The organism is Cryobacterium soli, assembly GCF_003611035.1.
GTDB lineage: Bacteria > Actinomycetota > Actinomycetes > Actinomycetales > Microbacteriaceae > Cryobacterium > Cryobacterium soli.
Genome location: NZ_CP030033.1, coordinates 3,650,255 through 3,675,208 on the forward strand (window position 1 = coordinate 3,650,255; position 24,954 = coordinate 3,675,208).

The following is a 24,954-nucleotide window of genomic DNA, read 5'->3' on the forward strand; positions in this document are numbered from 1 at the left end:
TCAGAAGATCCATCCGAAGAAGCCGGAGGGAAGGGCGAGGCCCAGCCCGGCACTGAAAGCGAGTTGTACCGCCGAGCTCAGAATGAGGGCGACGCCGATGTCGAAAACGGGCCGGCGGCTGCCGAGCGCGTACGAGACCAGCCAGAAGAGCAAAGCGGCGCTGAAGATCCAGCCCACGGGGTTGAGCAGCACAGCGAAGAGCACGACGGCGCCGAGCACGAGACCGAAGGTGCGCCAGTCGAACGCTGTCGTGTCGTCCTCGGCCTGGGTGGCGTGCCGGCGATCGAGCTTGATCAGTTCGGTGTCGGTGCCCGCCACATCGGCGAGCATGTCCTTCGAGATGTCGGGGGAGTGCCATACCTGCCGGTCCGCACGGCGGGGCAGGAGCGCCTGCACAGTGACCCAGCCACCGCTGAAGAGCAACAGGCCGATCACGATCACCGGGAAGAACTGCGGGCCTGGCTCCTGCTGGCCGCGCACGTTCATGGTGACGGTGCCGACGGTGAGCAGGGCCGCAGCAACCAGGGCCAGGATCCCCACAGAGAGTTCGCCTCTGCCGGTCCACCAGGACCGCCGACGGATGCCCGGCTGCGGGCCGGGCCGAGCAGTCACGGGCGTTGTGGATGGTGTCGTCATAGTCCGAGCTCCCCGATGATCACGTCAATCTGTTTCTGCTGGTCGATGAGGAAGTCCTCGAAGTCAGGCCCGACCAGGTACGAGTCGGTCCAGTTGTTCCGCTCCAGCACCTCGCGCCAGGCCGGCGACGCCTGCATCTCCTCGACGATCGCCGCAAGCTCCGCCGTCTCCTCGTCGCTCAGACCGGCCGGGGCTACGTAGCCCCGCCAGTTCGACATCGACACGTCGACACCGAGCTCCATGAACGTCGGCACGTCGACTCCGGGCATCCGCTCGGGGGAGGAGACCGCGAGAACCCTCAGCTGCCCCGCCTCGACTTGCCCGGAGATCTCGTTGTAGCCCGACATCCCCCCTGTCGTGGTGTGCGAGAGCATCGCGGAGAGCGCCTCCCCGCCGCCGGAGTAGGCGATGTAGTTGGCCTGCTTGGGGTCCAGTCCGATCGCACCCGCCAGCAGGCCGGTCATCAGGTGGTCGATGGATCCGAGCGAGCCGCCCGCTATCGAGGTTCCGGCGGGGTCGGCCTTCCACTCTTCGATGAAGTCGTCGAGCGAGGTGATAGGCGAGTCCGCGGGCACGACCAGGGCGGCGTAATCGTCGGCGACCCGGGCGATAGGGGTGACATCCTGCAGGGTCTCAGCGGTGTCGCCGAGCGAGATTGCGCCGATCATCACCCCGCCGGTGGCCATCAGGATGTCGTCCCGGCCGGTCATCTGGACCAGTTGGGCGAGCCCAATGGTGCCGCCGGCGCCGGGGACATTGGCGACCTGGACGTTGTTCACGATGCCCTCGGAGCGCAACGCCGCCTGGGATTCCCTGGAGAAGCCGTCCCATCCGCCACCGGGTGAGGCGGGGGCCATCACGGTGAGCTTGTTGCGCACCGTCGAGGACGATCCGGTGGAGACCGCATTGACCACGGCGAAGCCTGTGATGAGCGCGACCGCCGTGCTGAACACGACGGTGCGTAATACTTGATTCACGAAAGCACACCCTTACGACGTTGTAGGAGATCGATTGAGGCCCCAACTTATGGCGACTCAACGCCCCACGCCTGGTTGCGCACATATCTCGCCATATTGGACATTTCGGTCGTGACGAACTCGGCAGCACGTGTATCGCGGGATCGCCCGTGGTTTCGCGTGCGCCCCGAACGACGTGCGGCCGCTCGCCGGCGGGGCTTCGCTTTCGGCCTGTTCGTCGCGCAGGTCGGGGTGATCACGCTCATCGCGGCCGTCGCGGCGGGTGTTGCGGTCGCCGTGCAGACCGATCAGGTGCGTCGATCGGCGGAGGGCGACCTGGAGGTGCTGGCGGATTCCGTCGCAACGCTGCCGGTTGTGATCGAGGGCCTGCAGTCGCCGGATCCGCATACGCTCATCCAACCCGTCACCTCGGCCATGCAGAAGGCCGCGGGGGTGGAGTACATCACTGTGGTCGACCTGAACAATATCCGTGTAGCCCACCCGTGGCCCGAGCTCGTCGGTCAACCCGTCTCGAGTGACCATTCCGGTGTGCGCCGGGGCGAGCGTTACGTGGGAGCGGAGGAGGACGGCCCCGTGGGTCTGACTCTGCGCGCCAAGGTTCCGGTGATCGCCCCTGACGGCCGCGTCGTCGGCACTGTCTCCGCCGGCGTGCCGGTTCGCGCCGTGCAGCAAGAGGTGACGGGTCGGGCGCTGCAGATCATCGTGCCCACTCTCGTTGCGGCGCTCATGGGAGTCATTGTCTCCTGGACGGCGACCGCGCGGCTGCGTCGGCGGCTCTACGGTATCGAGCCGGGGGAGATGCTCGCCCTCGTGCAGTCCAGGGCCGCGATGACCGACGGGGTTCAGGACGGATTCGTCGGCATCGACGATGACGGGCGCATCGCCTTCATGAACACCGGCGCAAGACGACTGCTGGCCGTCACCGGTGACGTCGAGGGCGAACGGGCGGCAGAGGCGCTCCCTGCTCCCATCGTGAGGATGCTCGACACCGAGGGGCAACCGGACACGAGGCAGCTGACCACGGCAGGACGAACTCTCGTCGTGACCCGGTCCACGGCGGTGGCCGACGGCCGCGACGTGGGCACGACCCTTGTCATCCAGGACCGCAGCGAGCTGGAATCGATGCTCGCGACCCTGGGTGACGAGCGCGCCAGGTCCGGCCTGCTGCGTGTCGAGGCGCACGATTTCGACAACAGGATGCACGTCGTGTCCGGCCTGCTCCGGCTGGGCGAGTTCGACGACGCCCGACGGTACCTCGACAGCCTGCCGCGCGCCCAGCGACCGGGGGCGGCGGAACAATGGCACCGCATCGAACCCCCGATGTTGGCGGCACTGCTCGCGTCCAGGCAGGCTCAGGCCGACGCCGAGGACATCACCATGGACATCTCCGCCGACAGCCGGGTCGGCGCCGCCGTCGCCGTGGGAGCGGAGGAGCTCACCGTCGTCGGCAATCTGCTCTCCAACGCCATCGAGGCCGCCGAATCCAGCATCGACGTCTTCCTGGTCGGCGACGCGGACGGGCTGGAACTCATCATCGAGGATGACGGCCCGGGCGTGAGCGACCACGACGCTCAACGCGTGTTCGAACACGGCCACACGTCCAAACCCGCCGACGGCTGGCGGCACGGTATCGGTTTGAGCGTCGTGCGCGAGCACATCTCGCACCGGGGCGGCGAGATCAGCATCGAACGGGCCGACCTGGGCGGTGCCCGGTTCGTGGTGCGGCTGCCGGCAGCATCCGATTCCCCCCGACCCATCAAGGAGCATCTCGAATGACCGACACGATCCGGGTGCTCATCGTGGAGGACGACTTCGCCGTCGCCGCCCTGCATCGGCGGTTCCTCGCAAGACTCGACGGTTTCAGCGTCGTGGGCACCGAGCTGACCGCCGCCGCCGCTGCCGCCGCAATCGAGTCGGGCGAGGTGGACCTCGTGCTGCTGGACATGTTCCTGCCGGACGCGTCGGGCCTGGACCTGCTGCGCACGGTGCGCGCGGCATCCGCAGGTCAACTCGACGTCATCATGGTCACGGCCGCGCCGGATCCGGAGCTGGTCAGGCAGGCTCTGGAACTGGGCGTGGTCGACTACCTGCTCAAGCCGTTCCTGCCCGACGATTTCACCGCCAGGATGCGCCGTTATGCCGACCGACGCCACGAGGCACTGGCCTTGGACAGTGCCGATCTGACCCAGGCTCAGATCGACTCGATGCAGGGCAGGAAGGCGCAGGCTCCCCGTGCGCCCTTGCCGAAGGGGCTCTCCGAGAACACGGCCCGGCTCGTCAGCGAGACCCTGCTCGCCACCGAGACTCCGGTGACGGCGACGGCTTTGGCCGAGACTCTCGGCCTGTCCAGGGTGAGCGCCCGACGGTATCTCGAGCACTTCGCCGCCGTCGATTTGGTGGAGGTGACCGCGAAGTACGGCGACGTCGGCCGGCCGCAGAATCTATACCGCTGGACCGGCAGCAGCGGCTACTGACGAATCCCCGACGATTACGTCCAATATGGCCTAAATCCTCGGCGTGCCGGTGGGCGTCCTACGATCAATAAAGAATCTCGATGTCGAGATACTCGTCAAGGAGGATGACATGGCCGAGGATGACACGACCGCGATCGACGTAATCGTCGTGGGCGGAGGAAACGCCGGATTCAGCGCCGTGCACGCGGCAGCGGAACGAGGCCGCCGGGTGCTGCTGCTGGAGCGCGGCGAGCAGAACGAGGCCGGCGGCAACAGCTTCTACACCGCCGGAGCCACCCGGGTTCCGCACGACGGTCTCGACGACCTGCGTCCGCTGGTGCAGCCCGACGAACGGCACGACCGCTCCATAGTTCCGCCGTATTCCGTCGACGATTTCAGGGCGGACCTGGTGAAGGTCACCGAGGGTGGCAACGACCCCGACCTCACCGAGGTTCTCGTGCATGAGGCACGGCCGACGGTCGAGTGGCTCGCGGGCCTGGGCCTGAAGTACAGGCTCATGTACGAGCGTCAGGCCTACGACAGGCCCGACGGCTCCTACCTTTTCTGGGGAGGCCTGCACATCGGCAACGTAGGCGGGGGCGAGGGTCTCATTGCCGATCACACCCGGGTCGCCCTCGCGGAGGGCGCGGAGGTCCGGTACGGCCAGCACGTCGTCGATCTGGTCACGGGCGACTCAGGCGAGGTCGTGGGTGTGCGCCTGGCGGACGGAACCGAGCTGTACGCTCAGACCGTCGTCATCGCATCCGGTGGATTCGAAGCCAGCCCCGCCCTCCGCGAAGCCGAGATGGGCGCCGGATGGCAGAACGCCAAGGTGCGCGGCACACCGTTCAACACCGGCGAGCTGCTCGAGGCCGGGCTGCGGCTCGGCGCCGCCCGCGGCGGAGACTGGACGACCTGCCACTCGGTGCAGTGGGATGCCTTCACCGCGCAGAACGAGTCCAACCGGAGCCTGACCAACCGGCTCACCCGCCAGTCCTACCCGCTGGGAATCCTGGTCAACCGCGAGGGGACACGGTTCCTCGACGAAGGCGCCGACTTCCGCAACTATACCTACGCCAAGTACGGCCGGGAGATTCTCGCGCAGCCGGGTTCGGTGGCCTGGCAGATCTTCGACGAGACGCTGCGCCCGATGCTGCGCACCGAGGAGTACGACATGCCCGGCATCTCCGTCGAAACTGCCGACACCCTGGAGCACCTGGCCGAGAAGATCGGTATCCCGGTCGCAGCGTTCACCCGCACGGTGGCGGAGTTCAACGAGTCCATCGATCGCTCCGTCGCCTTCGACCCCACGGTCAAGGACGGCCGGAAAGCCGCCGTGCAGCCACCCAAGAGCAACTGGGCGTCCCCGTTGGAGACCGGACCGTTCTACGCCTTCGGCGTGACCTGCGGCATCACCTTCACCTTCGGCGGGCTGAAGACCGACACCAACGGACGGGTGCTGCGCGAGGACGGCACCGAGATCCCCGGTCTTTTCGCTTGCGGCGAGGCTCTCGGGGGCCTGTTCTCGAAGAACTATCCCGGTGGCTCCGGCCTCACCGCCGGCATGGTGTTCGGGCGCCGGGCGGGCCAGCTGGCGTAGCGGCGTCCCGGGCCGGGTCGGCGCGGCGCGGGTTGCCGCGAAGACTGTCTTGTTGAGGCCGGCCCCGGCCCGACCTGCCGAGGCTGCAGCGCCACAGCGGCACAAGGATCAGGGAAGGAGCCCGGCGATGGTCGCCACGGCCTCCTCGAAGATCTCGGGGCGAGCGCGGGAGTAGTTCAGCCGCAGGAACGAGCCGGTCGGTTCGGCGGGGAACCAGTCGTCGCCGGGGGAGAACAGCACACCGGCCGCGCGGCTGCGGCGGGCGAGGTCGCGCATGTCGACGCCGTCGCGTGTGCGCACCCAGAGGTTGAGGCCGCCCCGGGGAATCAGCTCGAGCGCATCTGTGCCCAACTGGCCGCGCACCTGCCGGGCCATCTCGTCGCGGCGGGCGCGCAACGCCGCGCGCAGTCGGGCGAGGTGGCTGCGCCAGCCGGGATCGGTGAGCACGTCGACGGCGGCGGACTGCAGGATGCCGCTGACATAGAGGTCGTCGACGGTGCGATCGGCCTGGATGCGCGCCAGCGCCGGGCCGCGCGCCACGACGGCGCCCACCCGGATAGCGGGGGAGAGGCTCTTGGTGAGCGACCGCACGTACACGACGTGCCCGTTGGCGTCGTCGGCCGCCAGCGGCACGACATCCGTGTCGATGCCGAAGTCGTGCGCCCAGTCGTCCTCGATGAGGTAGACCCCGCGGGCCCGGATCACGGCCAGGATTTCGGCACGTTCGGTGCTTGTCCAGAGCGCCCCGGTGGGGTTGGCAAAGTGCGGTTGCGCGTAGAACAGCCGCGCCCCGCTGGCCGCCAACGCGTCGTCGAGGTCGCCGGCGGCGGGCGCCCCTGCGCCCCGGCCGATGGGCACCACCCGCAGTCCGGCCTGGCGGGCGGCCGCCATCGCACCCCAGTAGGTGGGCGACTCCATCACGATGGCGTCGCCCGGCGCGGCCAGCGCCCGGAAGATCGACGACAGCGCGCTCTGCCCGCCCGGCGTGATCACGACATCGTCGGCGGTGGGCGGGGCGACCGCGGATGCGCCGGTGGGCGCCAACTCCGCGGCGAACCAGGTGCGCAGCTCTGCCAGCCCGGCCAGGGGAGCCCGCTCGACGGCGGTGCTCGTACGGGCCGCGCGCACGAGCGCCGACCGCACCAACCGGGTGGGCAGCAGCTCCTCGGTCGGGTAGCCCGAGTGCAGGGAGATGACTCCGGGGCCGGCGGTGGCCAGTGCGGCACCGATGGTGTCAGCGCCGGTGCGCGGGGTGCCCAGTGCGGTGGTCTGCCAGCCGAAGTCGGCCCGGTGCACCCCGGGCCGCCGGGCCACGAAGCTGCCCGCCCCCGGCCGGGTCTCCACGAGTCCTTCGAGCACCAGCCGCTGGACGGCACGCTGCACCGTGAGCGGACTGGCCGCGTGCTCAAGCACCAGGGTGCGCGTGGAGGGCAACCGCTCACCCGCGGGTCGGGTCGCCGCCAGCCGGCGCAGGCGCCGTTCGATCGCCAGGTGGGCAGATTCGCCGGGCGGGGCGTCGGCCGTGGTGCTATCCTCGTGCATGAAACCAGACAATAGCGCTATCGTCGCTCGGCCGCCAGTGTTATCCGGTCACGTCGAGGTCCCGGCTGCGGTCGCGGTCCCGTCGTCCCTTGCTACTCCTGCGGCCGGCCCGGCCGTGGAGAGTCAGGCAAAGCCGGCGCACCGTGGCTCATCCGCCGCCGGGCTCGGTTTCGGTCTGCTCGGCGTACTGGCGTTCTCCTTCACCCTGCCGCTGACCCGGGTGGCCGTGGGCCAGCTCGACCCGCTCTTCGTCGGCGCCGGTCGGGCCGTCGCGGCCGGGCTCCTCGCGACCCTGGTGCTCGCGGTGTTGCGGCAGCGGTTTCCGCGGGGCCGGCAGTGGGCGCGCCTGGCGCTCGTGGGGGCGGGCGTCATCGCCGGGTTCCCCATCCTCACCTCGTACGCGCTGCAGACCGTGCCGGCCGCCCACGGCGCCGTCGTGATCGGCTTGCTGCCCGCCGCCACGGCCGTGGTCGCGGTGCTCCGGGCCCGCGAACGGCCCACTCCCCGGTTCTGGCTGGCCAGCAGCTTGGGCGTGGCCGCCGTGGTCGGGTTCGTGGCGATCACCGCCGGCGGCCTCGAAGCACTGCAGCCGGCCGACCTGCTGCTGGCGGGCGCGGTCGCGCTCGCCGCGATCGGCTACGGCGAGGGCGCCCTGCTGTCCCGCGAGCTCGGCTCCTGGCAGACCATCTGCTGGGCCCTGATCGTGGCGCTGCCCGTGATGGTGCCGCTGATGCTCGTCGGGCTCGGCTCCGGCTGGCCCCGGGCGGATGCGCCGGCCTGGCTGGCCTTCGCCTACCTCGCCGGGGTGAGCATGTTCCTCGGGTTCTTCGCCTGGTACCGCGGGTTGGCGATCGGGCCGATCGCCCGGGTGAGCCAGATCCAGCTCGTGCAACCCGTGCTCACGATAGTGTGGGCCGCCCTGCTGCTCGGGGAGCGGCTCGACCTCGTGGTGCTGGTCGGCGCGGTCGCGGTGATCGCCTGCGCGGCGACCGCGGTGCGCGCCCGCATCCGCTGACGGCGCTCGCCACCGCCGCCCGAAAGCGGTGCCCCGAGTGCACAACTCCTGCACTGTGACCTGGCTGCACCCCACGGCCCCCGGAAATCCGCCGTTGGGGCCGGCCGGGCGGGAAAATTGCAGGAGCGGTGGACCCCCTTGGGGCACTGTGGGTACAGAAAATACGTCTGTGGTCGCGTTTGTGAGTCTGGCTTGCGGGGGCGATGTGGCGGATGATGTCGGTGTCTGTCACGGCGACGCCGATCTTAACTTGGTGCTGTTTTGTGAGCCTGCGCAGGAGCGTGGTGTGGAGGACTCCCACGGGAACCGTGGATTGTTGCTACGAGCACGAGTGTTAGATTCCGTTTTTTGCCCCTGTCCTCCCCGTGACAGATCCGAATATTGGGTTGAACGGTGAGGAGTTGAATCATGGATGTTGTTCACGACCGGGCCGCGGGAATCGATGTGTCCAAGCGCGACGCGAAGGTCTGTGTTCGAGTGCCGGAGGGCAGGCCGGGACGGTTCACCACCACGGTGACAACGTGGGGGTCCACAACGAATCAGATCCTGGAGCTACGGGCGTATCTGATGCGTCACCAGGTGACGACGGTGATCCTGGAAGCGACCAGCGATTACTGGAAACCGTTCTACTACCTCCTTGAGGAAACCCTGCCGTTGATGCTCGTCAACGCGAAGGCTGCCCGGAATATGCCGGGCCGCAAAACCGATGTTGCCGACGCGGTCTGGCTGGCTGAATTAGCCGCGCACGGTTTGTTGCGGGCGTCGTTCGTGCCGCCGGAACCGATCCGGGAACTGCGCGATCTGACTCGGGCACGCGCGACCGTGGTCCGGGACCGGACCCGGGAGATCCATCGGTTGGAGAAGTTCCTAGAAAGCACCGGCATCAAGCTCTCTTCGGTCGTCACTGACCTCACCGGTGTTTCCGCCAGGGCCATGCTCGAAGCGTTGATCGCGGGCGAACACGACCCCGACGTCCTCGCGGAGTTGGCTCAAGGACGGATGCGGTCCAAGAAACCCGAACTCGTCGAAGCGTTGGTGGGCCGCTTCGGCGAGCACCACGCATTCATGACCCGCTCACACCTGGGCCAGATCGATGTGTTCACCGACCGCATCACCGAGCTGGACGCGCGGATCGAGGCGTCGATGGCGCCCTTTCGTCCACTCCGAGACGCCCTCACCACCATCCCGGGAGTCTCAACCATCGTCGCTGACATGATCATCGCCGAGACCGGCGGTGACATGAATGTGTTCCCCACCGCTGAACAACTCGCGTCCTGGGCAGGCGTTTGTCCGGGCTCGAACCAGTCCGCGGGCCGCATCAAATCCACCCACATCTTGCCCGGAAACAAGTACCTCAAAGCCGCTCTCGGCACTGCGGCGATAGCCGCCGCCCGGTCGAGGAACACTTACCTCGCCGCCCAATACCGCCGAATCACCGCACGCCGCGGCCGGCCCAAAGCGATCGTCGCTCTCGAGCACACCATCCTCACCGCGACCTGGAACATGCTCACCACCGGCGAGTGTTACACCGACCCCGGAGCAGACTTCTATGCGCGGCTCGCCCCGGAACGCACGAAGAACCGAGCCCTCAACCAGCTCCGCACACTCGGATACGACGTCACCCTCACACCGGCAGCCGCATGACCTCACGTTTATTTTCGTGTTAGTTATGCGCATCGCCGGGCGGGATGGCGGGCAGGGGAGGAGAATGTGCCTGTGTGACGTGCGTTCACCCGCCGGTTACCTGATCGTCTTAGGCTGGCCGCGTCGCGGTTCGTCGCGAAAGCCGGACAGGAGCGTGCGTGACCCCGAACCATCCAGAGCCCGATAAGCGCTCAGCCGACTCACTCGCCAGCACAGTCTCGATGCCGGCCACCACGTCGTTTCCCGGCACCGCGATCTCAGACCCGTATGTGCACGCCCACGAGCAAGGCGTGCTGGATGCCGGCCATCTGGTGCACCCTGAGCGCACCCTCGTCGATATCCTGCGGGCCACCGCCGAGGAGTACCCCACCGCTCTGGCGCTCGAAGACGCCGCGGGGGCGCTCAGCTACCGCCGCCTGGTGCGGCTGGTCAGCGACCAGGCCGTGCAGCTCAGCCGCGCGGGCGTGCGCCGCGGCGACACCGTGGGCATCCGCATCCCGTCCGGCACCCGCGAGCTCTACCTGTCGATCCTGGCCACCCTCAGCGTGGGCGCCGCCTATGTGCCGGTGGACGCGGACGACCCCGACGAACGTGCCCGGTTGGTGTTCGGCGAGGCCCATGTCGTGGGGGTGATCGGGGCCGGCGGCCGGTTCGCCGTGCGCGACGGCCTCGACGCCGGTGTGCTCACCGAGCGCCCGGTGCCGGCCGGGGAAGACCCGTCGCTGGCGCACTGGGGCGAGCCGATGCCGGGGCCCGACGACGACGCCTGGATCATCTTCACGTCCGGCTCCACGGGTGTGCCCAAGGGTGTCGCCGTGACGCACCGCTCCGCCGCGGCGTTCGTGGACGCCGAGGCCGGGCTGTTCCTGGCCGGCGAACCGATCGCGCCGGGCGACCGGGTGCTGGCCGGCCTCTCGGTGGCGTTCGACGCCTCCTGCGAGGAGATGTGGCTGGCCTGGCGGAACGGCGCGTGCCTGGTGCCGGCCCCGCGCTCCCTCGTGCGCAGCGGCGCCGACCTCGGCCCCTGGCTGATCGCGCACGGCATCACCGTGGTCTCCACGGTACCCACCCTCGCCGCGCTCTGGCCCGAGGAGGCACTGGAATCCGTGCGCCTGGTGATCTTCGGCGGCGAGGCCTGCCCACCCGAGCTGGCCGCCCGTATCAGCGGCCGCGGCCGCGAGGTGTGGAACACCTACGGCCCCACCGAGGCCACCGTCGTGGCCTGCGGCGCTCTGCTCGACGGCAGTGACCCCGTGCGCATCGGCCTGCCGCTGGACGGGTGGAGGCTCGCCGTGGTCGACGCCGACGGCGTCCGGGTGCCCGCCGGTGCGACCGGGGAGCTGATCATCGGCGGCGTGGGCCTGGCCCGCTACCTCGACGCGACGCAGGATGCCGTGAAGTACGCCCCGTACGCCGGCCTCGGCTGGGACCGCGCCTATCGCAGCGGCGACCTGGTGCGCTTCGACCCCACCGGGCTCGTGTTCGTGGGCCGCGCCGACGACCAGATCAAACTCGGCGGGCGTCGCATCGAACTCGGTGAGATCGATGCGGCGCTGCAGGCCCTGCCGGGCGTGGCCGGTGCCGCCGCGGTGGTGCAGACGACCCCGGCCGGCAACCAGGTGCTGGTGGGCTACCTCTCTCTCGTCGACCCCGCCCCGGCCGGGCCGGCCGACCCCGCGGCCTTCGACCTGACCGCCGCCACCGAGGCCCTGCGTGTCGCGTTGCCGGCCGCGCTCGTGCCGTTGCTCGCCGTGGTCGACACCATCCCCACCCGCACCTCGGGCAAGGTCGACCGGGCCGCCCTGCCCTGGCCGCTGCCCAGCCTGGCCGGCGCCGGCACCGACACGGATGCGCTCACCCCCACGGCCGTCTGGCTCGCCGAGCACTGGGCCGCGATCCTCGGGCTGCCGGTCGCCGACGCCGACAGCGACTTCTTCGCCTACGGCGGCGGTTCGCTCTCGGCCGCCCAGTTCGTCTCCGCGATCCGGGAGCGCTACCCCGACACCCGGGTCAGTGACATCTACGACCACCCCCGCATCGGCGCGCTGGCCGCCGAACTCGACGGCCGCACCCCGCCGGTGGCCCGTCGGAGCCGCGCGGTGCTGCCCACCCCGGCGCGGAGCGGTCTGCTGCAGAGCCTGCTCGGCATCCCGCTGCACCTGCTCGTGGGCGCCAAATGGCTGGTCTACCTGGCCGCGGCCAACAACGTGCTGTCTGCCGCCGGCGCATCCTTCGCCCCCACAGTGTCGTGGTGGTGGATCCTCGCAGGGTTCCTCCTGCTCGTCACGCCGCTGGGCAAGATGGGCATCTCGGTGGCTGCGGCCCGGCTGCTGCTCCGGGGCGTCAAGCCGGGCGCCTACCCGCGCGGCGGATCGGTGCACCTGCGGTTGTGGCTGGCCGAACAGGTGGCCCAGTTCGTCGACGCCGCCAGCCTGGCCGGGGCGCCGTGGATCAGCTACTACGCCCGCCTGCTCGGCGCCCGCATAGAACCCGGCGTCGACCTGCACTCGGTGCCGCCGGTCACCGGGATGCTCAGCATCGGCGAGCGCGCCGCGATCGAACCAGAGGTGGACCTGGCCGGGTATTGGCTCGACGGCGACACCCTACGCCTGGGGCAGGTGAAGATCGGCGCCGAGGCCGTGATCGGCTCCCGCAGCACGCTGCTCGGCGGCGCGAAGATCGGCGCCGGCGCCGAGATCGAACCGGGCTCCGCGGTCTCCGGCCGGGTCCCGGCCGGCGAACGCTGGGCCGGCTCACCCGCCGCCCGGGTCGGCTCCGCCCGGCACGCCTGGCCGGCCGAGCGCCCGCCGAGCGCCCGCCGCTGGCTGCTCGCCTACGGTGCCGGCTCGGTCGGTCTCACCGCCATCCCCACGGCCGCGGTGCTGCTCGGCGTGCTCATCGTCGGGCTGCTCGTAGGGGATGCCGCCAGCCTCGGCGCCGCCGTGGGCCGTGCGGCCCTGGCCGTGCCGCTCGCGGTGCTCGCCGCCGGCCTGCTCTACGCCGGGGCCGTGATCGGCGCGGTGCGGCTGCTCGGCTTGGGGCTGTCCGAGGGGCACCATCCGGTGCGCAGCCGCGTGGGCTGGCAGGTCTGGATGACCGAACGCTTGCTCGACGGCGCCCGCACCCTGCTCTTCCCGGTCTACGCGAGCCTGATCACCCCGGTGTGGCTGCGGTTGCTCGGCGCCAAGGTCGGCCCCGGCGTCGAGGCCTCCACGGTGCTGCTCGTGCCCGCGCTCACCACCATCGCGCCCGGCGCGTTCCTGGCCGACGACACCATGGTCGCCTGCTACGAGCTCGGCGGCGGCTGGATGCGCATCGACCGGGCCAAGATCGGCCGCCGGGCGTTCCTGGGCAACAGCGGCATCGCCGGCCCCGGCCGCACCGTGCCACGGGACGGCCTCGTGGCCGTGCTCTCCTCCACCCCGCGGAAGGCCAAGCGCGGCTCGTCCTGGCTGGGCAACCCGCCGGCGCGGCTGCGTCGCCGGGTCACCGACATCGACGAGGCCCGCACCTTCCACCCGCCGGCGCGGCTGCGGCTGGCCCGGTCGCTCTGGGAATTGCTGCGCCTGGTGCCGGTGTTTGTCTCCGCCTGGATCGCCCTCGGCGTGCTGGCCGTGCTGGAGACGCTCTGGCTTGCGGCCGGCCCCGGCTGGGCGCTGCTGCTGTCCGGGTTCGTGCTCATCGGCGCGGGCGTGGTCGCGGCGGCGGTCAGCACGGCTGCCAAGTGGCTGCTCGTGGGCCGCATCCGCGCCACCGAGCATCCGCTCTGGTCGTCGTTCATCTGGCGCAACGAGGTGTCCGACACCTTTGTGGAGATGGTGGCCCGGCCCTGGTTCGCGCAGAACGCGTCGGGCACCCCGGCCCTGGCGCTGTGGCTGCGCTCGCTCGGCGCCCGGATCGGCCGGGGCGTGTGGTGCGAGTCGTACTGGCTGCCCGAGGCGGACCTGGTCACCCTCGCCGCCGGCAGCAGCGTCAACCGCGGCTGCGTGGTGCAGACGCACCTGTTCCACGACCGGATCATGCAACTGGACACCGTGCACATCGGCGCCGGCGGCACCCTGGGGCCCAACAGCGTGATCCTGCCCGCGGCTCGGATCGACGACCATGCCACCGTAGGGCCCGGCTCCCTGGTGATGCGCGGTGAGCGGGTGCCCACCGACTCGCTCTGGGCCGGCAACCCGATTGCGCCGTGGCACCGTCCGCCATGGAAGACTTGACCCCGTTATGTTGTCTCCCACGCCTCCCATCATCGGCTCCACGTCAGCGGGCGACCCCTACCTGCCGGCGAGTGGGAACGGCGGCTACCAGGTCGAGCACTACGACCTGGTGCTCGACTACCGGGTCTCCTCCAATCGGCTGACCGCGACCGCCACGATCACCGCGCGCGCCCTCACCCGGCTCGACCGGTTCAGCCTCGACCTGGCCGGCCTCAGCGTCGACAAGGTCACCGTGGCCGGGCGGATGCCCACCAAGACCACGCACACCGCCCGCAAGCTGGTGCTCACCCCAGCCGTGCCGCTGCAGCCGGGCGAGCGATTCGACGTGGTCGTGGCGTACCGCGGTGCGCCGCACCCGGTGCGCAGCCACTGGGGCGAGCTGGGCTGGGAGGAACTCACCGACGGCGTGCTCGTCGCCGGGCAACCGAGCGGCGCACCGTCGTGGTTCCCCTGCAACGACCACCCCAGCGACAAGGCCACGTTCCGCATCCAGCTCAGCTGCGAGGCCCCGTACACCGTGGTGAGCAACGGGCCGCTCGTGGCCAAGACCAGCAGGTCCGGCCGCACCACCTGGACCTTCGAGGTGCGCGAGCCGATGGCCGCCTATCTGGCCAGCGTGCAGATCGGCCGGTACCGCCGGCAGGACGTGACCGCCACCCCGGTGGCCTACAGCCTCTTCTACCCGCCCGCGCTGGCCCGGCCGGTCGCGGTGGACTTCGCCAGGCTGGGCGACATGATTTCAGTGTTCGGTGAGGCATTCGGCCCCTACCCGTTCCCGGCGTTCTCCGTGATCGTCACGGCTGATGAGCTGGAGATCCCGCTCGAGGCGCACGGGTTGGCCGTGTTCGGCCGCAACCACGTGGACGGCCTGCACGGCAGCGACCGGCTCATCGCCCACGAGCTGGCCCACCAGTGGTTCGGCAACAGTCTCACCCTCACGCGGTGGGCGGACATCTGGCTGCACGAGGGCTTCGCCTGCTACGCCGAGTGGATCTGGGCGGAGGCCAGCGGCGGACTCACCGCGCACGAGAGCGCGGTGCAGCACCGGGCCGAGGTCGACCTGCTGCCCAAGAACATCGTCGTCGGCGACCCCGGCCCGCAGGACATGTTCGACGACAGGGTCTACAAGCGCGGCGCCCTGGCCCTGCACGCCGTGCGCCAGGCCATCGGCGATGAGGCCTTCTTCACGGCGCTCCGCGCGTACACGCGCACCCACCGGCACGGCAGCGTCACCACCGACGACCTGCTCGGCTGCTTCGATGTGGCCTCCGGTACCCGCGTCGCCGACAAGATCATCGCCCGCTGGGTGTCGGGCAAGAGCCTGCCGCCGCTGGCCGCCTAACCTGCCGCCGGCCGGGGCTCGCGCGCCCGACGTCCACGAGGCGCCGCCCAAGTCACAGTCGGCAGCCGGGACGGGGCACTTCGAGGCGACTCGAGCGAACGTTCTCGCCGCATCCGTCACGGGCCGCGACCTGCCCGGCGGATGCCCGGGGAGGGTTTCGTGCGGACGCCATGCGAGCAGCGCGTCTCCGGGCCGGTTTCCGCAAGCCAGACTCCTCGGCTCGCTCGACCCCCTGTGCTCCGTTCGATGAGTTGTCACTTTGCGCCCGCACACGCTCACCGAATGGCCGACGTGCACCGCGTGGCCAGCGCGCCCGCGCACGAGTGCGTGTTCCATCACGATCGAGTTCTCCCCGATGCTGATCGCGCCGCCGACGCCACTGCAGGCGAACTACACGGTGTCGGGCTCGAAGACCTCGAAGACCTCCAGAAGCGCGGTGCAGGCCGCGATGGCGCGGTGGGCGGCGGGACCGCAGGAGGCCCAGTGCGGGCGGCCCGGCAGCATCCGCTCGCAGGCCGCCATCGAGACGGATGCGGCCTCACGACAGGCGCGCAGCAGGGCCTGCGTCGTGGGCCCGTCGGTGCCGGAGCGCCAGCCCAGCAGCCGGGTCGTGGCCGCGCAGACCTCCACGCAGTCCAGGTCAGCCAGGAAGCATGTCGTGACGACCCCGTCGCCGCCCAGCCGCAGGCAAGCCTCCGCACAGTCCTCACTCACCCGCTCGAGCTCGGCGCAGGCGTCGATGCAGTCCTGTACCTCTACAGGTGGGGCTATGGTCAACCGTTTGGCGTCCATCACCTCACGCTAATCCCGACGACCGGGACGGTGCCAGCCCTGCGCCGATTCGGCTGTCGCCGGCACACCGCGCGGCCGTCGTGGCGACTACGGTGCGATCGCGGAGAGGCGGAGGTAATGTGGCCGGTGCCGGCCGTGGCCGGGCGGGTGAGAAGGGACACACGGTGACCATTGCTGCGACCGGGTTGAGTGCCGTTGAGGTTGAGGAGCGCGTGGCCACCGGCCGTACCAACGCCTTCGTGCAAGACACCAGCCGGAGTATCTGGAGCATCCTGCGTGCCAACGTGCTCACCCTGTTCAACGGCATCATCCTGGCCTGCTTCCTTGTTCTGCTCGCGATCGGGCGATGGCAAGACGCTCTGTTCGGCTTCAGCGCCATCGCGAACGCGGTCATCGGCACGGTGCAGGAGTACCGCGCGAAGCTGGCGTTGGACCGGCTGGCGCTCCTGAACGCACCGAACGCCCGCGTGCTGCGCGAGGCGGGGGAGGAGGAGATCCCGATCGAGGCGGTCGTGCTCGACGACATCCTCGTCTTGCGGGCCGGCGATCAGGTCGCTGCCGACGCAATCGTGACCGGCTCCCGCGGCCTTCAACTCGACGAGTCCATGCTCACCGGCGAATCGGATGCCGTCGAGAAGTCCCCGGGCGACCGGGTGCTGTCCGGCTCCGTCGTTGTAGCCGGGGAAGGCACCGGCGCCGTCGACAGGGTGGGCGCCGACTCCTTTGCCAATTCCCTCGCTGCCGAAGCGAAGAAGTTCTCCCTGGTGGCGTCGGAGCTCCGCTCGTCGATCAACCGGGTGCTCACCTGGGTGGCCTGGATCATCGGGCCGATCGCGCTGTTGGTGCTGAACGCCCAGATGGTCGCGCAGGGTGGCTGGGAAGATGCGACCGCCAGCGGGGCGTGGCGGGACGCGGTCACCGCCACCATCGCCGCCGTCGTGGCGATGGTGCCGCTCGGGCTGGTGCTCATGACGAGCATCACTTTCGCGGTGGGAGCCGTGAAGCTGGCCCGGCAGCAGGTGCTCGTGCAGGAACTGCCCGCCGTCGAGGGGCTGGCGCGGGTGGACCTGATCTGCCTCGACAAGACGGGAACTCTCACGCAGGGCGACATCGTCTTCGATGCGGCGCATCCGTTGACCGCCGTGACCGGTTGGCAGGGCGTGCTGGCCTGGTACGGGATTCAGAACGATGCGAACGCGACCGCGCGCAGCCTGGCCGGGCGATTCGACGACCCGGTCGGGGAGGAACCGCTGGACCGGGTTCCGTTCTCGTCCGCCCGCAAGTGGAGCGCCGTGATCTTCGGCGACGGCATGTGGGTTCTCGGCGGGCCCGAGATGGTCTTCCCGGCCGCCGCTTCCGGAGACCCGGTGCTGCAGGAGCTTGCCAGCCGGGCCGGAGAGCTTGCCGCGACCGGCCGGCGCACCCTGGTTCTCGCGCACGGCAGCCCCACCCACGACGAAACCGTGCCCGTGGACGCCGTGCCGGTTGTGCTGCTCACGTTCAAGGAGAACATCCGGCCCGACGCCGCCGAAACGCTCTCCTTCTTCGCCGCGCAAGGCGTGGGCGTGCGGATCATCTCGGGGGACAACCCGCAGACCGTCGCGGCGATCGCCCGTGAGGTGGGTCTGGATGCGCCGTCCGGCTTCGACGCCCGCGAACTGCCGGACACCGACGCCGAGTTGCTCACGGTGCTCGACGACTACCTGGTGTTCGGCCGCGTGACGCCCGACCAGAAGCGTCGCATCGTGGTGGCTCTCAAATCGGCCGGGCACACCGTGGCCATGACCGGCGACGGTGTGAACGACGCGCTCGCCATCAAGGAGGCGGACATCGGCGTGGCCATGAACTCCGGCGCGGCCGCCACGAAGGCCGTGGCCCGGCTGGTGCTACTCGACGGACGCTTCTCACATCTGCCCAGCGTCGTGGCGGAGGGGCGGCAGGTGATCGCGAACATCGAACGCGTCTCGATGCTCTTCCTCACCAAGACGTCGTACGCGACGTTCCTCGCGATCACCTTCGGCATCCTCCTGCTCCCGTTCCCGTTCCTGCCCCGGCAGCTCTCGGTCACCGACGGGCTCACCATCGGCATCCCGGCGTTCTTCCTCGCGCTGCTGCCCAACGCGCAGCGCTACGTGCCCGGGTTTCTCCGCCGCTCCCTGACCTTCGCGGTCCCGGCCGGTCTGGCCGTGACCTTCGGCCTGGCCGTCTACGCGCGGCTCGCGGCGGACCTGGCGATCCCGGAGGCGGAGATCCGCAGCGGGTCCACCCTCATCCTCACCATCATCGGCCTGTGGATCCTCGTGGTGCTGTCCCGTCCCGTCACGCGCTTCAAGGGGCTCGTCATCGGAACCATGATGATCGGGCTGGTCCTGATGTACACGCTGCCGATCAGTCGCGACTTCCTGCAGCTGGTGGACCTCACCCTGGCCACGGCGGTGCTCGCGCTGGGCACCTCACTGGTGTGCATCGCACTCATCGAGATCGTGCGGTTCGTGCACCGGCGGGTCTCCCGCCGCGACGCGGAGCGGGCGTCGCGTCAGCGCATCGCGAAATAGCGCCGGCCCGGCCCGACCCACAGCGGCAGGACCACGGCTGCCACCAGGACCAGCTGGATCGTCACCCCCGACCAGTCCCCGTCGTCGGCGACCACCAGGTCGATGACCGAGAGCGCCAACCCCAGCAGGATCACCACGGTCGCGCCCAGCCGCGACGCCCTGCTGCCGCGCGCGACGCCCGACGCGAGGGCCACCACGAACAGGCCGAACAGGATGATGCCGGCTCCGACCAACGTGACGCCGAGCGCGATACCGTCGGCAGCCACGTCGGGGGCGTAGCGCAGGAAGAGGGTCACGATCCCGAGCGCGATCTGGGTGATCCCGCCGATGTACATCAGGACCACGGCCCAGGTGACCCAGCCGGGGCGGGAGGGTTCGTCGCCTGTCATGACAGTAGGACACCGTTCGCGCGGTGGTGCAGCCTGTACGTCATCGAAACCGGCCTCCTCGCCGATGCGGTCAGGCTGCAGGCTGTCGAACTGACAGGGCAGCCAACCGATGTTGCGGTCAGGATACCGACGCAACATCCGTCTGTGCAATCACCGCCGAGAGGGTGACACGAACGAGCCCCGCCCTGCCCGAAGGCAGGACGAGGCTCGTCGGCTGAACGGATCGGCCGCTGGCCGTCGCGGCTACTTCACCGTGGCCGTCTTCGCGCTGGTGTTGTACAGCGTGACGTAGCCGGGCTTGGTGGCGGTCACCTTCACCGTGATGCTCTTACCCGCGAGAGCCGGGGTGAGCTTCAGCGTTTTGGTGTTGCCACCGATCGCGTGCAGGTTGGCGTACCAGGTGTACGACAGCGTGACGCCGGCGTCGTACGTCGCCGTCTTCACCGCCAGAGTCTGGCCGACCTTGGCCGTGCCGGTGATGGTCGCTCTCGGGGAGAGCGTCTGCACTCCTGCGACGATGCGCTTTCCGGCACTCGTCTTGCTGGCCGACGTGTACCCGGCCTTCGAACCGGTCACCCGGACGGCGACGCTGTGGGCGTTGTCCGCGGCGACGGGTTTGTAGGCAGTGCCGGTCGCTCCGGCGATCGCCTTGCCGTCTCGGAGCCACTGTATCTTCAGAGCGGTCCCGGAATCCCAGGTGCCTGTCGTGGCGGTGAGCGTCCGGCCCACCTGAGCTGTTCCGGTGACGACAGGGACCGGCGTCGCCGACAGGGTTCCGGCGGCAATGGAGGCTGTCGCACGGCTCGTCCGGATGACCGTGGCATAGCCGGCCTTCGACCCCGTCACTGTGACGGTCAGGGTATGACCGTTGTCTGCGGCGATCAATTTGTAGGCCGTGCCGGTCGCTCCGGTGATCGGCTTACCGTCTCGGAGCCACTGCGTTTTCAGTGCGGTACCGGTGTCCCAGGTGCCCGTCGCAGCGGTGAGCGTCCGGCCGACCCGTACCGTTCCGGTGACGACCGGGACCGGCGTCGCCGACAGAGTGCCGACAACAACGGACGCTGTCGAGCGGCTCGTCGTGGTGAGTGAGGCGTAGCCCTTCTTGGATCCGGTCACCGAGACGGCCAGCGCGTGTGCGAGGTCCGCAGCGGCCACTGTGTACGATCCGCCGTTCGCTCCGGCGATCGCCTTGCCGTCTCGGAGCCACTGGATGCGGAGCGACGTCCCGGCGTCCCACGTTCCGGTGGCGGCCTTGACGACCTTGCCCACCTGCACCGTGCCGGTGATGGTGGGGACCGGAGTCGCCACCAGACTGCCGGACGCGACCTTGGCCGTAGCCGTGCTGGTCGTGCTCAGCGGCGCGTATGCGGTCTTGGTGCCGGTCACTGTGACGGTGATCGTCGAGCCGACAGTGTTCGCGGTCGGACTGTACGTCGCCCCGGTAGCGCCGGAGATCGCCACACCGTCGGCAAGCCACTGGTAGGCCAGGGTCGCCCCGTCGTCCCAGGTGCCGGGGACGACGGTGAGCGCGACGCCCACCTTCGGTGCGCCTTGGATGAGAGGAACCGGTGTCGACGTGAGATGCCCAGCGGCGACCTTGCGGGTCGCCGTGCTGGAGGTGACAACCGTGGCGTACCCGGTCTTGGTGCCTGTGACCGTGACGGTGATGACCGAACCGAGCTGGTTCGCTGCGGGGGTGTAGGTCGGGCCGGTGGCGCCCTCGACGGGTGTGCCGTCGACGTTCCACTGGAAGGTCAGGTCGGTGTCCGCGTCCCAGGTGCCCGGATCGGCTGTGAGTTCGACGGCGACCTGGGCGGTTCCGGTGATGGTGGGAACGGGCGCGTGCACCAGGGTCCCGGGAACGACCGCCTTGGTGGGCTCGCTGGATTCGGAGACCGTGACGTACCCGGTCTTGGTGCCTGTGACCGTGACGGTGATGACCGAACCGAGCTGGTTCGCTGCGGGGGTGTAGGTCGGGCCGGTGGCGCCCTCGACGGGTGTGTCGTCGACGTTCCACTGGTACGTCAGGTCGGTGCCCTCGTCCCAGGTGCCCGGATCGGCCGTCAGGTCGAGGCCGACCTGGGCGGCTCCGGTGATGGTGGGTACGGGCGCGTGCACCAGGGTCCCGGGAACGACCGTCTGGGTGGGCTCGCTGGATTCGGAGACCGTGACGTACCCGGTCTTGGTGCCCGTGACCGTGACCGTGATGACCGAACCAAGCTGAGCGCCGGCGGGGGTGAAGCTCGCGCCGGTGGCGCCGTCGACGGCTACGCCGTCGGCCATCCACTGGTAGCTGAGCGTCGAGCCCTCATCCCAGGTGCCGGGGTGAGCGCTGAGTTCGACATTCACCCGAGCGGTTCCGCTGATGGTCGGCGTCGGCGTGAAGCTCAGGGCTCCGGCCGCGATGGGGGCCGTCGGGTTGCTCGTCTTGGACACGTCAGCGTAGGAGTCCTTGGTGCTCGTGACGGCGACCGTGATGGTGTCGCCCACCATGCTCGCCTCGACGGCGAAGGTGAGGCCGCTGGCCCCGTCGACCGCGGTACCGTTCCTCAACCACTGGTAGCGGAGAGCGGTTCCGGAATCCCACACGCCGGGATCCACTGTCAATGTGGAATCGACCTGTGCCGATCCACTGATCACCGGGGTGGGCGTGAGGGTCTGGGCGGCGGGCGCGATCTTGACCGAGTCGCTGGACACCGTGACCGGTGAGAACCCGATCTTGGTGCCGGTGACGGACACGACGAGTGATCCACCGATCTGGCCGATCAAGGGCGTGTAGCTCGCGCTCGTCGCACCGCTGACGGGAACGCCGTCCACCGACCACTGGTAGCTGTACGTTGTGCCGTCCGCCCAGAATCCGGGCACGGCCTGGACAGGCGACTGTGCTCGCGGTGTGGAGGAGAGCGTGGGGGATGGAGGCGTCGTGAAGGCGCCGGCGGCAACGGCAGCGGATGCCGCGCTCGTGCGGGCGAGGGTCGTGTAGCCGGCCTTCGTGCCCGTGACGGTGACGGCGAGGGTCTGCCCCAGTTGCGTCGCCACAGCAGGGGTGTAGACCGGAGCGGTGGCGCCCGAGATCGGGGCGCCGTTTGCGGACCACTGGTAGGTGAAGTACGCACCGGAATCCCAGGTTCCCGGGTCGACGGAGAGCGGCTTCCCGAACTGCGGGGTTCCGACGATCACCGGCGTGGACGCCGCGAACGTCGCTCGCGTCACAACGGCGGAGGCCGCGCTTGTCGTGGTGACCGGGGATGAGGAGCCGTTGGATCCGGTGGTCTTCAGCGTCAGGGTAAGACCGAGCGTTCCAGGTGTGGGGGTGTAGGTGTTGTTCGTGGCGCCGTCGATGGGCGTACCGTCGACAAACCACTGGTAGGACAGCTTTGTGCCCGCGCCCCATCCGGCGGTGTCTGCGGTGAACGGCTGGCCGACGGAAGGGGTGCCGGTGAAGGTCGGCACCGCTGACGGAGCAACCGGCTCGGCGCCGATGACGAGACTCGGTGAGCAGTCAATGCAGGTCGAGCCCAGCGTGTCGGCTCTCGCGACGGCGCTGAGGGTTGCCCCGACGGTGCCGGCGCGGGGCACGGCCGTGAACGACGCCGTCGTGGTGGCGCCGACCGCCGTCGACGGCACGGCCCAGGTGAGCGTGGCGCCCGAAATCGTGACGCCCTCCGGAAGGGTGCCCAGTTCCGCCTTGTCGACGATCTTGCTGATGTCGACCGTCACCGTGCTGCCCGCTTGAACGACCTTGCCCGTGTTGCGGCTGGTGAGGGTGTAGGTGGCGGTGTCGCCCTCGTTGAGAGGTGCAGCGGGGCCGGTGAGGCTGAGGTTGAACTTCGCGGGCCACGCCGGCTTGCCCGGCGTGTAGATCCAGGAGGCGAAGAACGCCGTGAGATCGCGGCCCGAAATCTCCTCGGCCAGGTCGATGAACTCCGCGGTGCTCCTGCTTGTGCCCGTGTGTCGGAGCTGGTCCTGCTGCATGACCTGCGCGAAGTTCGCCGCTCCGATGGCGGTGCGCAGTGCCTCCAGCGCGATCGAACCCCGCGTGTAGGTCTGGTTGCCGAAGAGCTGAGATGCCTGAGTCATCTTGGCGGTCGGAACGGTCCAGAGCGAGCTGGTCGACGAGGCGGAATTCCAGGCGGAGTAGTAGGACGTTTCGGGGGAGTTGGCTGTCGAGCCGGCGCTTTCGAAGGGGACCTGCTGCTCGGTGTACGTCGCCGATCCCTCGTTGAGCCAGATGTCATTCCAGTCTTTCGGGGAGACACCGTCACCGAACCACTGGTGCATGATCTCGTGGATCGCAGTGCCGCGACTGGCGCTGTTCGGGAAGAACGAGCGGTCCTGGGTCTCCAGGGCATAGTTGATGGCCGAGGGGACGATATCGGTGACGAAACCCACGCTCTTGCCGGGGTAAGGGCCGTACTTCGACTCCAGGAAGTCGAGGATCGACTTCAGCTGGGCTCGGGTGGCATGGGTGGTGGCCTGGTTGGCCACCGAGATCGCCGGGTCGATGAACGTCCATTCGTGGAGGGTGCGTCCACTGGCCAGCAGGATGTCCGATTCATAGCTCGTGTACCGGCCCACCGAGATCAGAACCAGCTCGCTCGCCATGGGCTTGGTCTCATCCCACTGCCAGGTGGTGCGGCTGCCGTCGGCGCTGGGCGTCCGGGAGATCAACTCTCCGTTGCTCACCACGGCAGCGTCCCGCAGACCTGGATTGGCGGTGGCGGCGGTGGCCGATGTGCCCAGCTTGCTCGGGGCGTCGACCGTGATCGTGTACGTCGCCTTGTCGCTGGGCGTGTTGTTGTTCGGGAAAGCGGTCATGGCCCCGACAGGCTGGTTGACGAACGTGGCACCGTCGGTGGTGTTGTTCCACCCCTCGGACGAACCATCGGTGTCGGTGTGCGCGACCGGTGTGCCGGAGTACTTCACGACGGTGGTGAAGGTGCCGTCGACGGGTGTGGCCGGTGTGACGATGAGCTTGTGCACATCCGTTGTCGCATTGGCGGTGGTGGTGTTCTCGATGCGCGTGAACGTCGCCGCCGCTCCATTCACGGAGACAGATTCCACGTTGAGCGTGCTCGCCTCGAGGGTGCTCGTGGAACCCTGGAAATCGAAGGAGTAGGACGACAGGGGGCCGGCGGTGGTGGCGGCCTGAATCGAGGCGGTCGCCGCGGAGATGGTGGTGGAGGAGACAGCGTTGTTGGTGGCCGAGACGGCGACCTTGACGGACATGTTGATGTCGTAGTGCAGGGCGTCGTAGCCGGAGTTGCCCTGATTGGGGAACAGTGTGTCACCGGACGTCTGACCGCCGGCGGCTGCATCGGCCGCGTGGGCGGAGGCGGAGACCGGGATCTGGCTGCCCGCGACAAGCCCGGTGATCAGCAGCGCGGCTGCCGCTCGGTTGGCTCGCCTGTTCGGTTGCCGGGATGGGGGGAATCGGTATTCGTGCATGGCTGTGGCATCTCCTCGATGAGTGGGACCTGACGGCGCGGCATCGATCCCGGGTGCACTGAATTCGAGGTGGAGAAGGGGGGTAAAACCACATCGGGATGGATGCACAGAATGCAGCATAGAAGTGGGTCATTTCTTGCGTATTACAAAAGGAATACGAGAAAAATCTCGCTATATCCCCTGATTTTTGCTCAAATCACGTGTCAAACGTCGTTGCGAATCTGATTTATTGCGCTCAGCACCTTTTCTGGGCTGATCCGGACGGATGGGCCGGGAAATGCGCTCGGTGCCCGCCAATCATGCCCGCGGCGCGACGCTTATGAGGATCACCAAAATAGGGGGCA

14 protein-coding genes are annotated in these 24,954 nt (G+C 69.2%); 8 read left to right on the plus strand and 6 right to left on the minus strand.

Going from position 1 to position 24,954, the window contains the following annotated elements; translation table 11 throughout:
* A complete protein-coding gene (locus tag DOE79_RS17010) occupies window positions 1–636 on the minus strand; it encodes a tripartite tricarboxylate transporter TctB family protein (RefSeq protein WP_120339506.1) in 636 nt (211 codons plus the stop codon).
* The gene (locus tag DOE79_RS17015; protein ID WP_120339507.1) at window positions 633–1,613 is read right to left on the minus strand and encodes a Bug family tripartite tricarboxylate transporter substrate binding protein; all 981 of its coding nucleotides are present in this window, start codon (window positions 1,611–1,613) and stop codon (window positions 633–635) included. The genes DOE79_RS17010 and DOE79_RS17015 overlap by 4 nt, the downstream gene beginning before the upstream one ends.
* A 159-nt stretch (window positions 1,614–1,772) precedes the next feature.
* On the opposite strand from DOE79_RS17015, the gene DOE79_RS17020 reads away from it, so the two are divergent.
* From DOE79_RS17020 to tcuA, 3 genes are all read left to right on the plus strand, one after another.
* Entirely contained in the window at window positions 1,773–3,389 is a 1,617-nt protein-coding gene (locus DOE79_RS17020) for a sensor histidine kinase (RefSeq protein WP_162942814.1), read from the plus strand.
* Window positions 3,386–4,087, plus strand: a complete 702-nt coding sequence (locus DOE79_RS17025; RefSeq protein ID WP_120339509.1) for a response regulator — start codon at window positions 3,386–3,388, stop codon at window positions 4,085–4,087. The genes DOE79_RS17020 and DOE79_RS17025 overlap by 4 nt, the downstream gene beginning before the upstream one ends.
* Before the next feature lie 109 nt (window positions 4,088–4,196).
* Window positions 4,197–5,666 carry an FAD-dependent tricarballylate dehydrogenase TcuA gene (gene tcuA, locus DOE79_RS17030; RefSeq protein ID WP_120339510.1) on the plus strand — a complete coding sequence of 490 codons (1,470 nt, stop codon included), beginning with the start codon at window positions 4,197–4,199 and terminating at the stop codon, window positions 5,664–5,666.
* Between the two features lie 108 nt (window positions 5,667–5,774).
* Here tcuA and DOE79_RS17035 read toward each other — a convergent pair whose 3' ends face one another.
* The gene (locus DOE79_RS17035; RefSeq protein WP_120339511.1) at window positions 5,775–7,208 is read right to left on the minus strand and encodes an aminotransferase-like domain-containing protein; all 1,434 of its coding nucleotides are present in this window, start codon (window positions 7,206–7,208) and stop codon (window positions 5,775–5,777) included.
* A gap of 115 nt (window positions 7,209–7,323) precedes the next feature.
* Here DOE79_RS17035 and DOE79_RS17040 point away from each other — a divergent pair, with 115 nt between their 5' ends.
* The 4 genes from DOE79_RS17040 (at window position 7,324) to DOE79_RS17055 (ending at window position 15,426) form a co-directional block, all read left to right on the plus strand.
* Window positions 7,324–8,223 (plus strand): DMT family transporter, encoded by a 900-nt coding sequence (locus DOE79_RS17040; protein ID WP_245976987.1) that lies wholly within the window; start codon window positions 7,324–7,326, stop codon window positions 8,221–8,223.
* 408 nt (window positions 8,224–8,631) lie between these two features.
* The gene (locus DOE79_RS17045) at window positions 8,632–9,867 is read left to right on the plus strand and encodes an IS110 family RNA-guided transposase (protein WP_120339513.1); all 1,236 of its coding nucleotides are present in this window, start codon (window positions 8,632–8,634) and stop codon (window positions 9,865–9,867) included.
* A 221-nt stretch (window positions 9,868–10,088) separates the two neighbouring features.
* Window positions 10,089–14,084: a Pls/PosA family non-ribosomal peptide synthetase gene (locus tag DOE79_RS17050; protein ID WP_120340397.1), complete on the plus strand. Its 3,996-nt coding sequence runs from the start codon at window positions 10,089–10,091 to the stop codon at window positions 14,082–14,084.
* A 7-nt stretch (window positions 14,085–14,091) separates the two neighbouring features.
* Entirely contained in the window at window positions 14,092–15,426 is a 1,335-nt protein-coding gene (locus DOE79_RS17055) for a M1 family metallopeptidase (protein ID WP_120339514.1), read from the plus strand.
* A gap of 390 nt (window positions 15,427–15,816) precedes the next feature.
* Here the strand turns inward: DOE79_RS17055 and DOE79_RS17060 are convergent, their stop codons facing one another.
* Window positions 15,817–16,218: a four-helix bundle copper-binding protein gene (locus tag DOE79_RS17060; protein ID WP_162942815.1), complete on the minus strand. Its 402-nt coding sequence runs from the start codon at window positions 16,216–16,218 to the stop codon at window positions 15,817–15,819.
* A gap of 164 nt (window positions 16,219–16,382) precedes the next feature.
* On the opposite strand from DOE79_RS17060, the gene DOE79_RS17065 reads away from it, so the two are divergent.
* Window positions 16,383–18,773 carry an HAD-IC family P-type ATPase gene (locus DOE79_RS17065; protein ID WP_120340398.1) on the plus strand — a complete coding sequence of 797 codons (2,391 nt, stop codon included), beginning with the start codon at window positions 16,383–16,385 and terminating at the stop codon, window positions 18,771–18,773.
* On the opposite strand, the gene DOE79_RS17070 is transcribed toward DOE79_RS17065, so the two are convergent.
* Together DOE79_RS17070 and DOE79_RS17075 are read right to left on the minus strand one after the other, a co-directional pair.
* Window positions 18,755–19,162 carry a hypothetical protein gene (locus DOE79_RS17070; RefSeq protein WP_245976988.1) on the minus strand — a complete coding sequence of 136 codons (408 nt, stop codon included), beginning with the start codon at window positions 19,160–19,162 and terminating at the stop codon, window positions 18,755–18,757. The genes DOE79_RS17065 and DOE79_RS17070 overlap by 19 nt on opposite strands.
* 243 nt (window positions 19,163–19,405) lie before the next feature.
* Window positions 19,406–24,610 (minus strand): M1 family aminopeptidase, encoded by a 5,205-nt coding sequence (locus DOE79_RS17075; RefSeq protein WP_120339516.1) that lies wholly within the window; start codon window positions 24,608–24,610, stop codon window positions 19,406–19,408.
* Window positions 24,611–24,954 lie beyond the last annotated feature (344 nt).

Bases quoted from the DNA above. Each gene is read 5' to 3' on its own strand.
- DOE79_RS17010 (WP_120339506.1), bottom strand. From the start codon at position 636: ATGACGACACCATCCACAACGCCCGTGACTGCTCGGCCCGGCCCGCAG.
- DOE79_RS17025 (WP_120339509.1), top strand. From the start codon at position 3,386: ATGACCGACACGATCCGGGTGCTCATCGTGGAGGACGACTTCGCCGTC.
- tcuA (WP_120339510.1), top strand. From the start codon at position 4,197: ATGGCCGAGGATGACACGACCGCGATCGACGTAATCGTCGTGGGCGGA.
- DOE79_RS17035 (WP_120339511.1), bottom strand. From the start codon at position 7,208: ATGCACGAGGATAGCACCACGGCCGACGCCCCGCCCGGCGAATCTGCC.
- DOE79_RS17045 (WP_120339513.1), top strand. From the start codon at position 8,632: ATGGATGTTGTTCACGACCGGGCCGCGGGAATCGATGTGTCCAAGCGC.
- DOE79_RS17050 (WP_120340397.1), top strand. From the start codon at position 10,089: ATGCCGGCCACCACGTCGTTTCCCGGCACCGCGATCTCAGACCCGTAT.
- DOE79_RS17055 (WP_120339514.1), top strand. From the start codon at position 14,092: ATGTTGTCTCCCACGCCTCCCATCATCGGCTCCACGTCAGCGGGCGAC.
- DOE79_RS17060 (WP_162942815.1), bottom strand. From the start codon at position 16,218: ATGGACGCCAAACGGTTGACCATAGCCCCACCTGTAGAGGTACAGGAC.
- DOE79_RS17070 (WP_245976988.1), bottom strand. From the start codon at position 19,162: ATGACAGGCGACGAACCCTCCCGCCCCGGCTGGGTCACCTGGGCCGTG.
- DOE79_RS17075 (WP_120339516.1), bottom strand. From the start codon at position 24,610: ATGCACGAATACCGATTCCCCCCATCCCGGCAACCGAACAGGCGAGCC.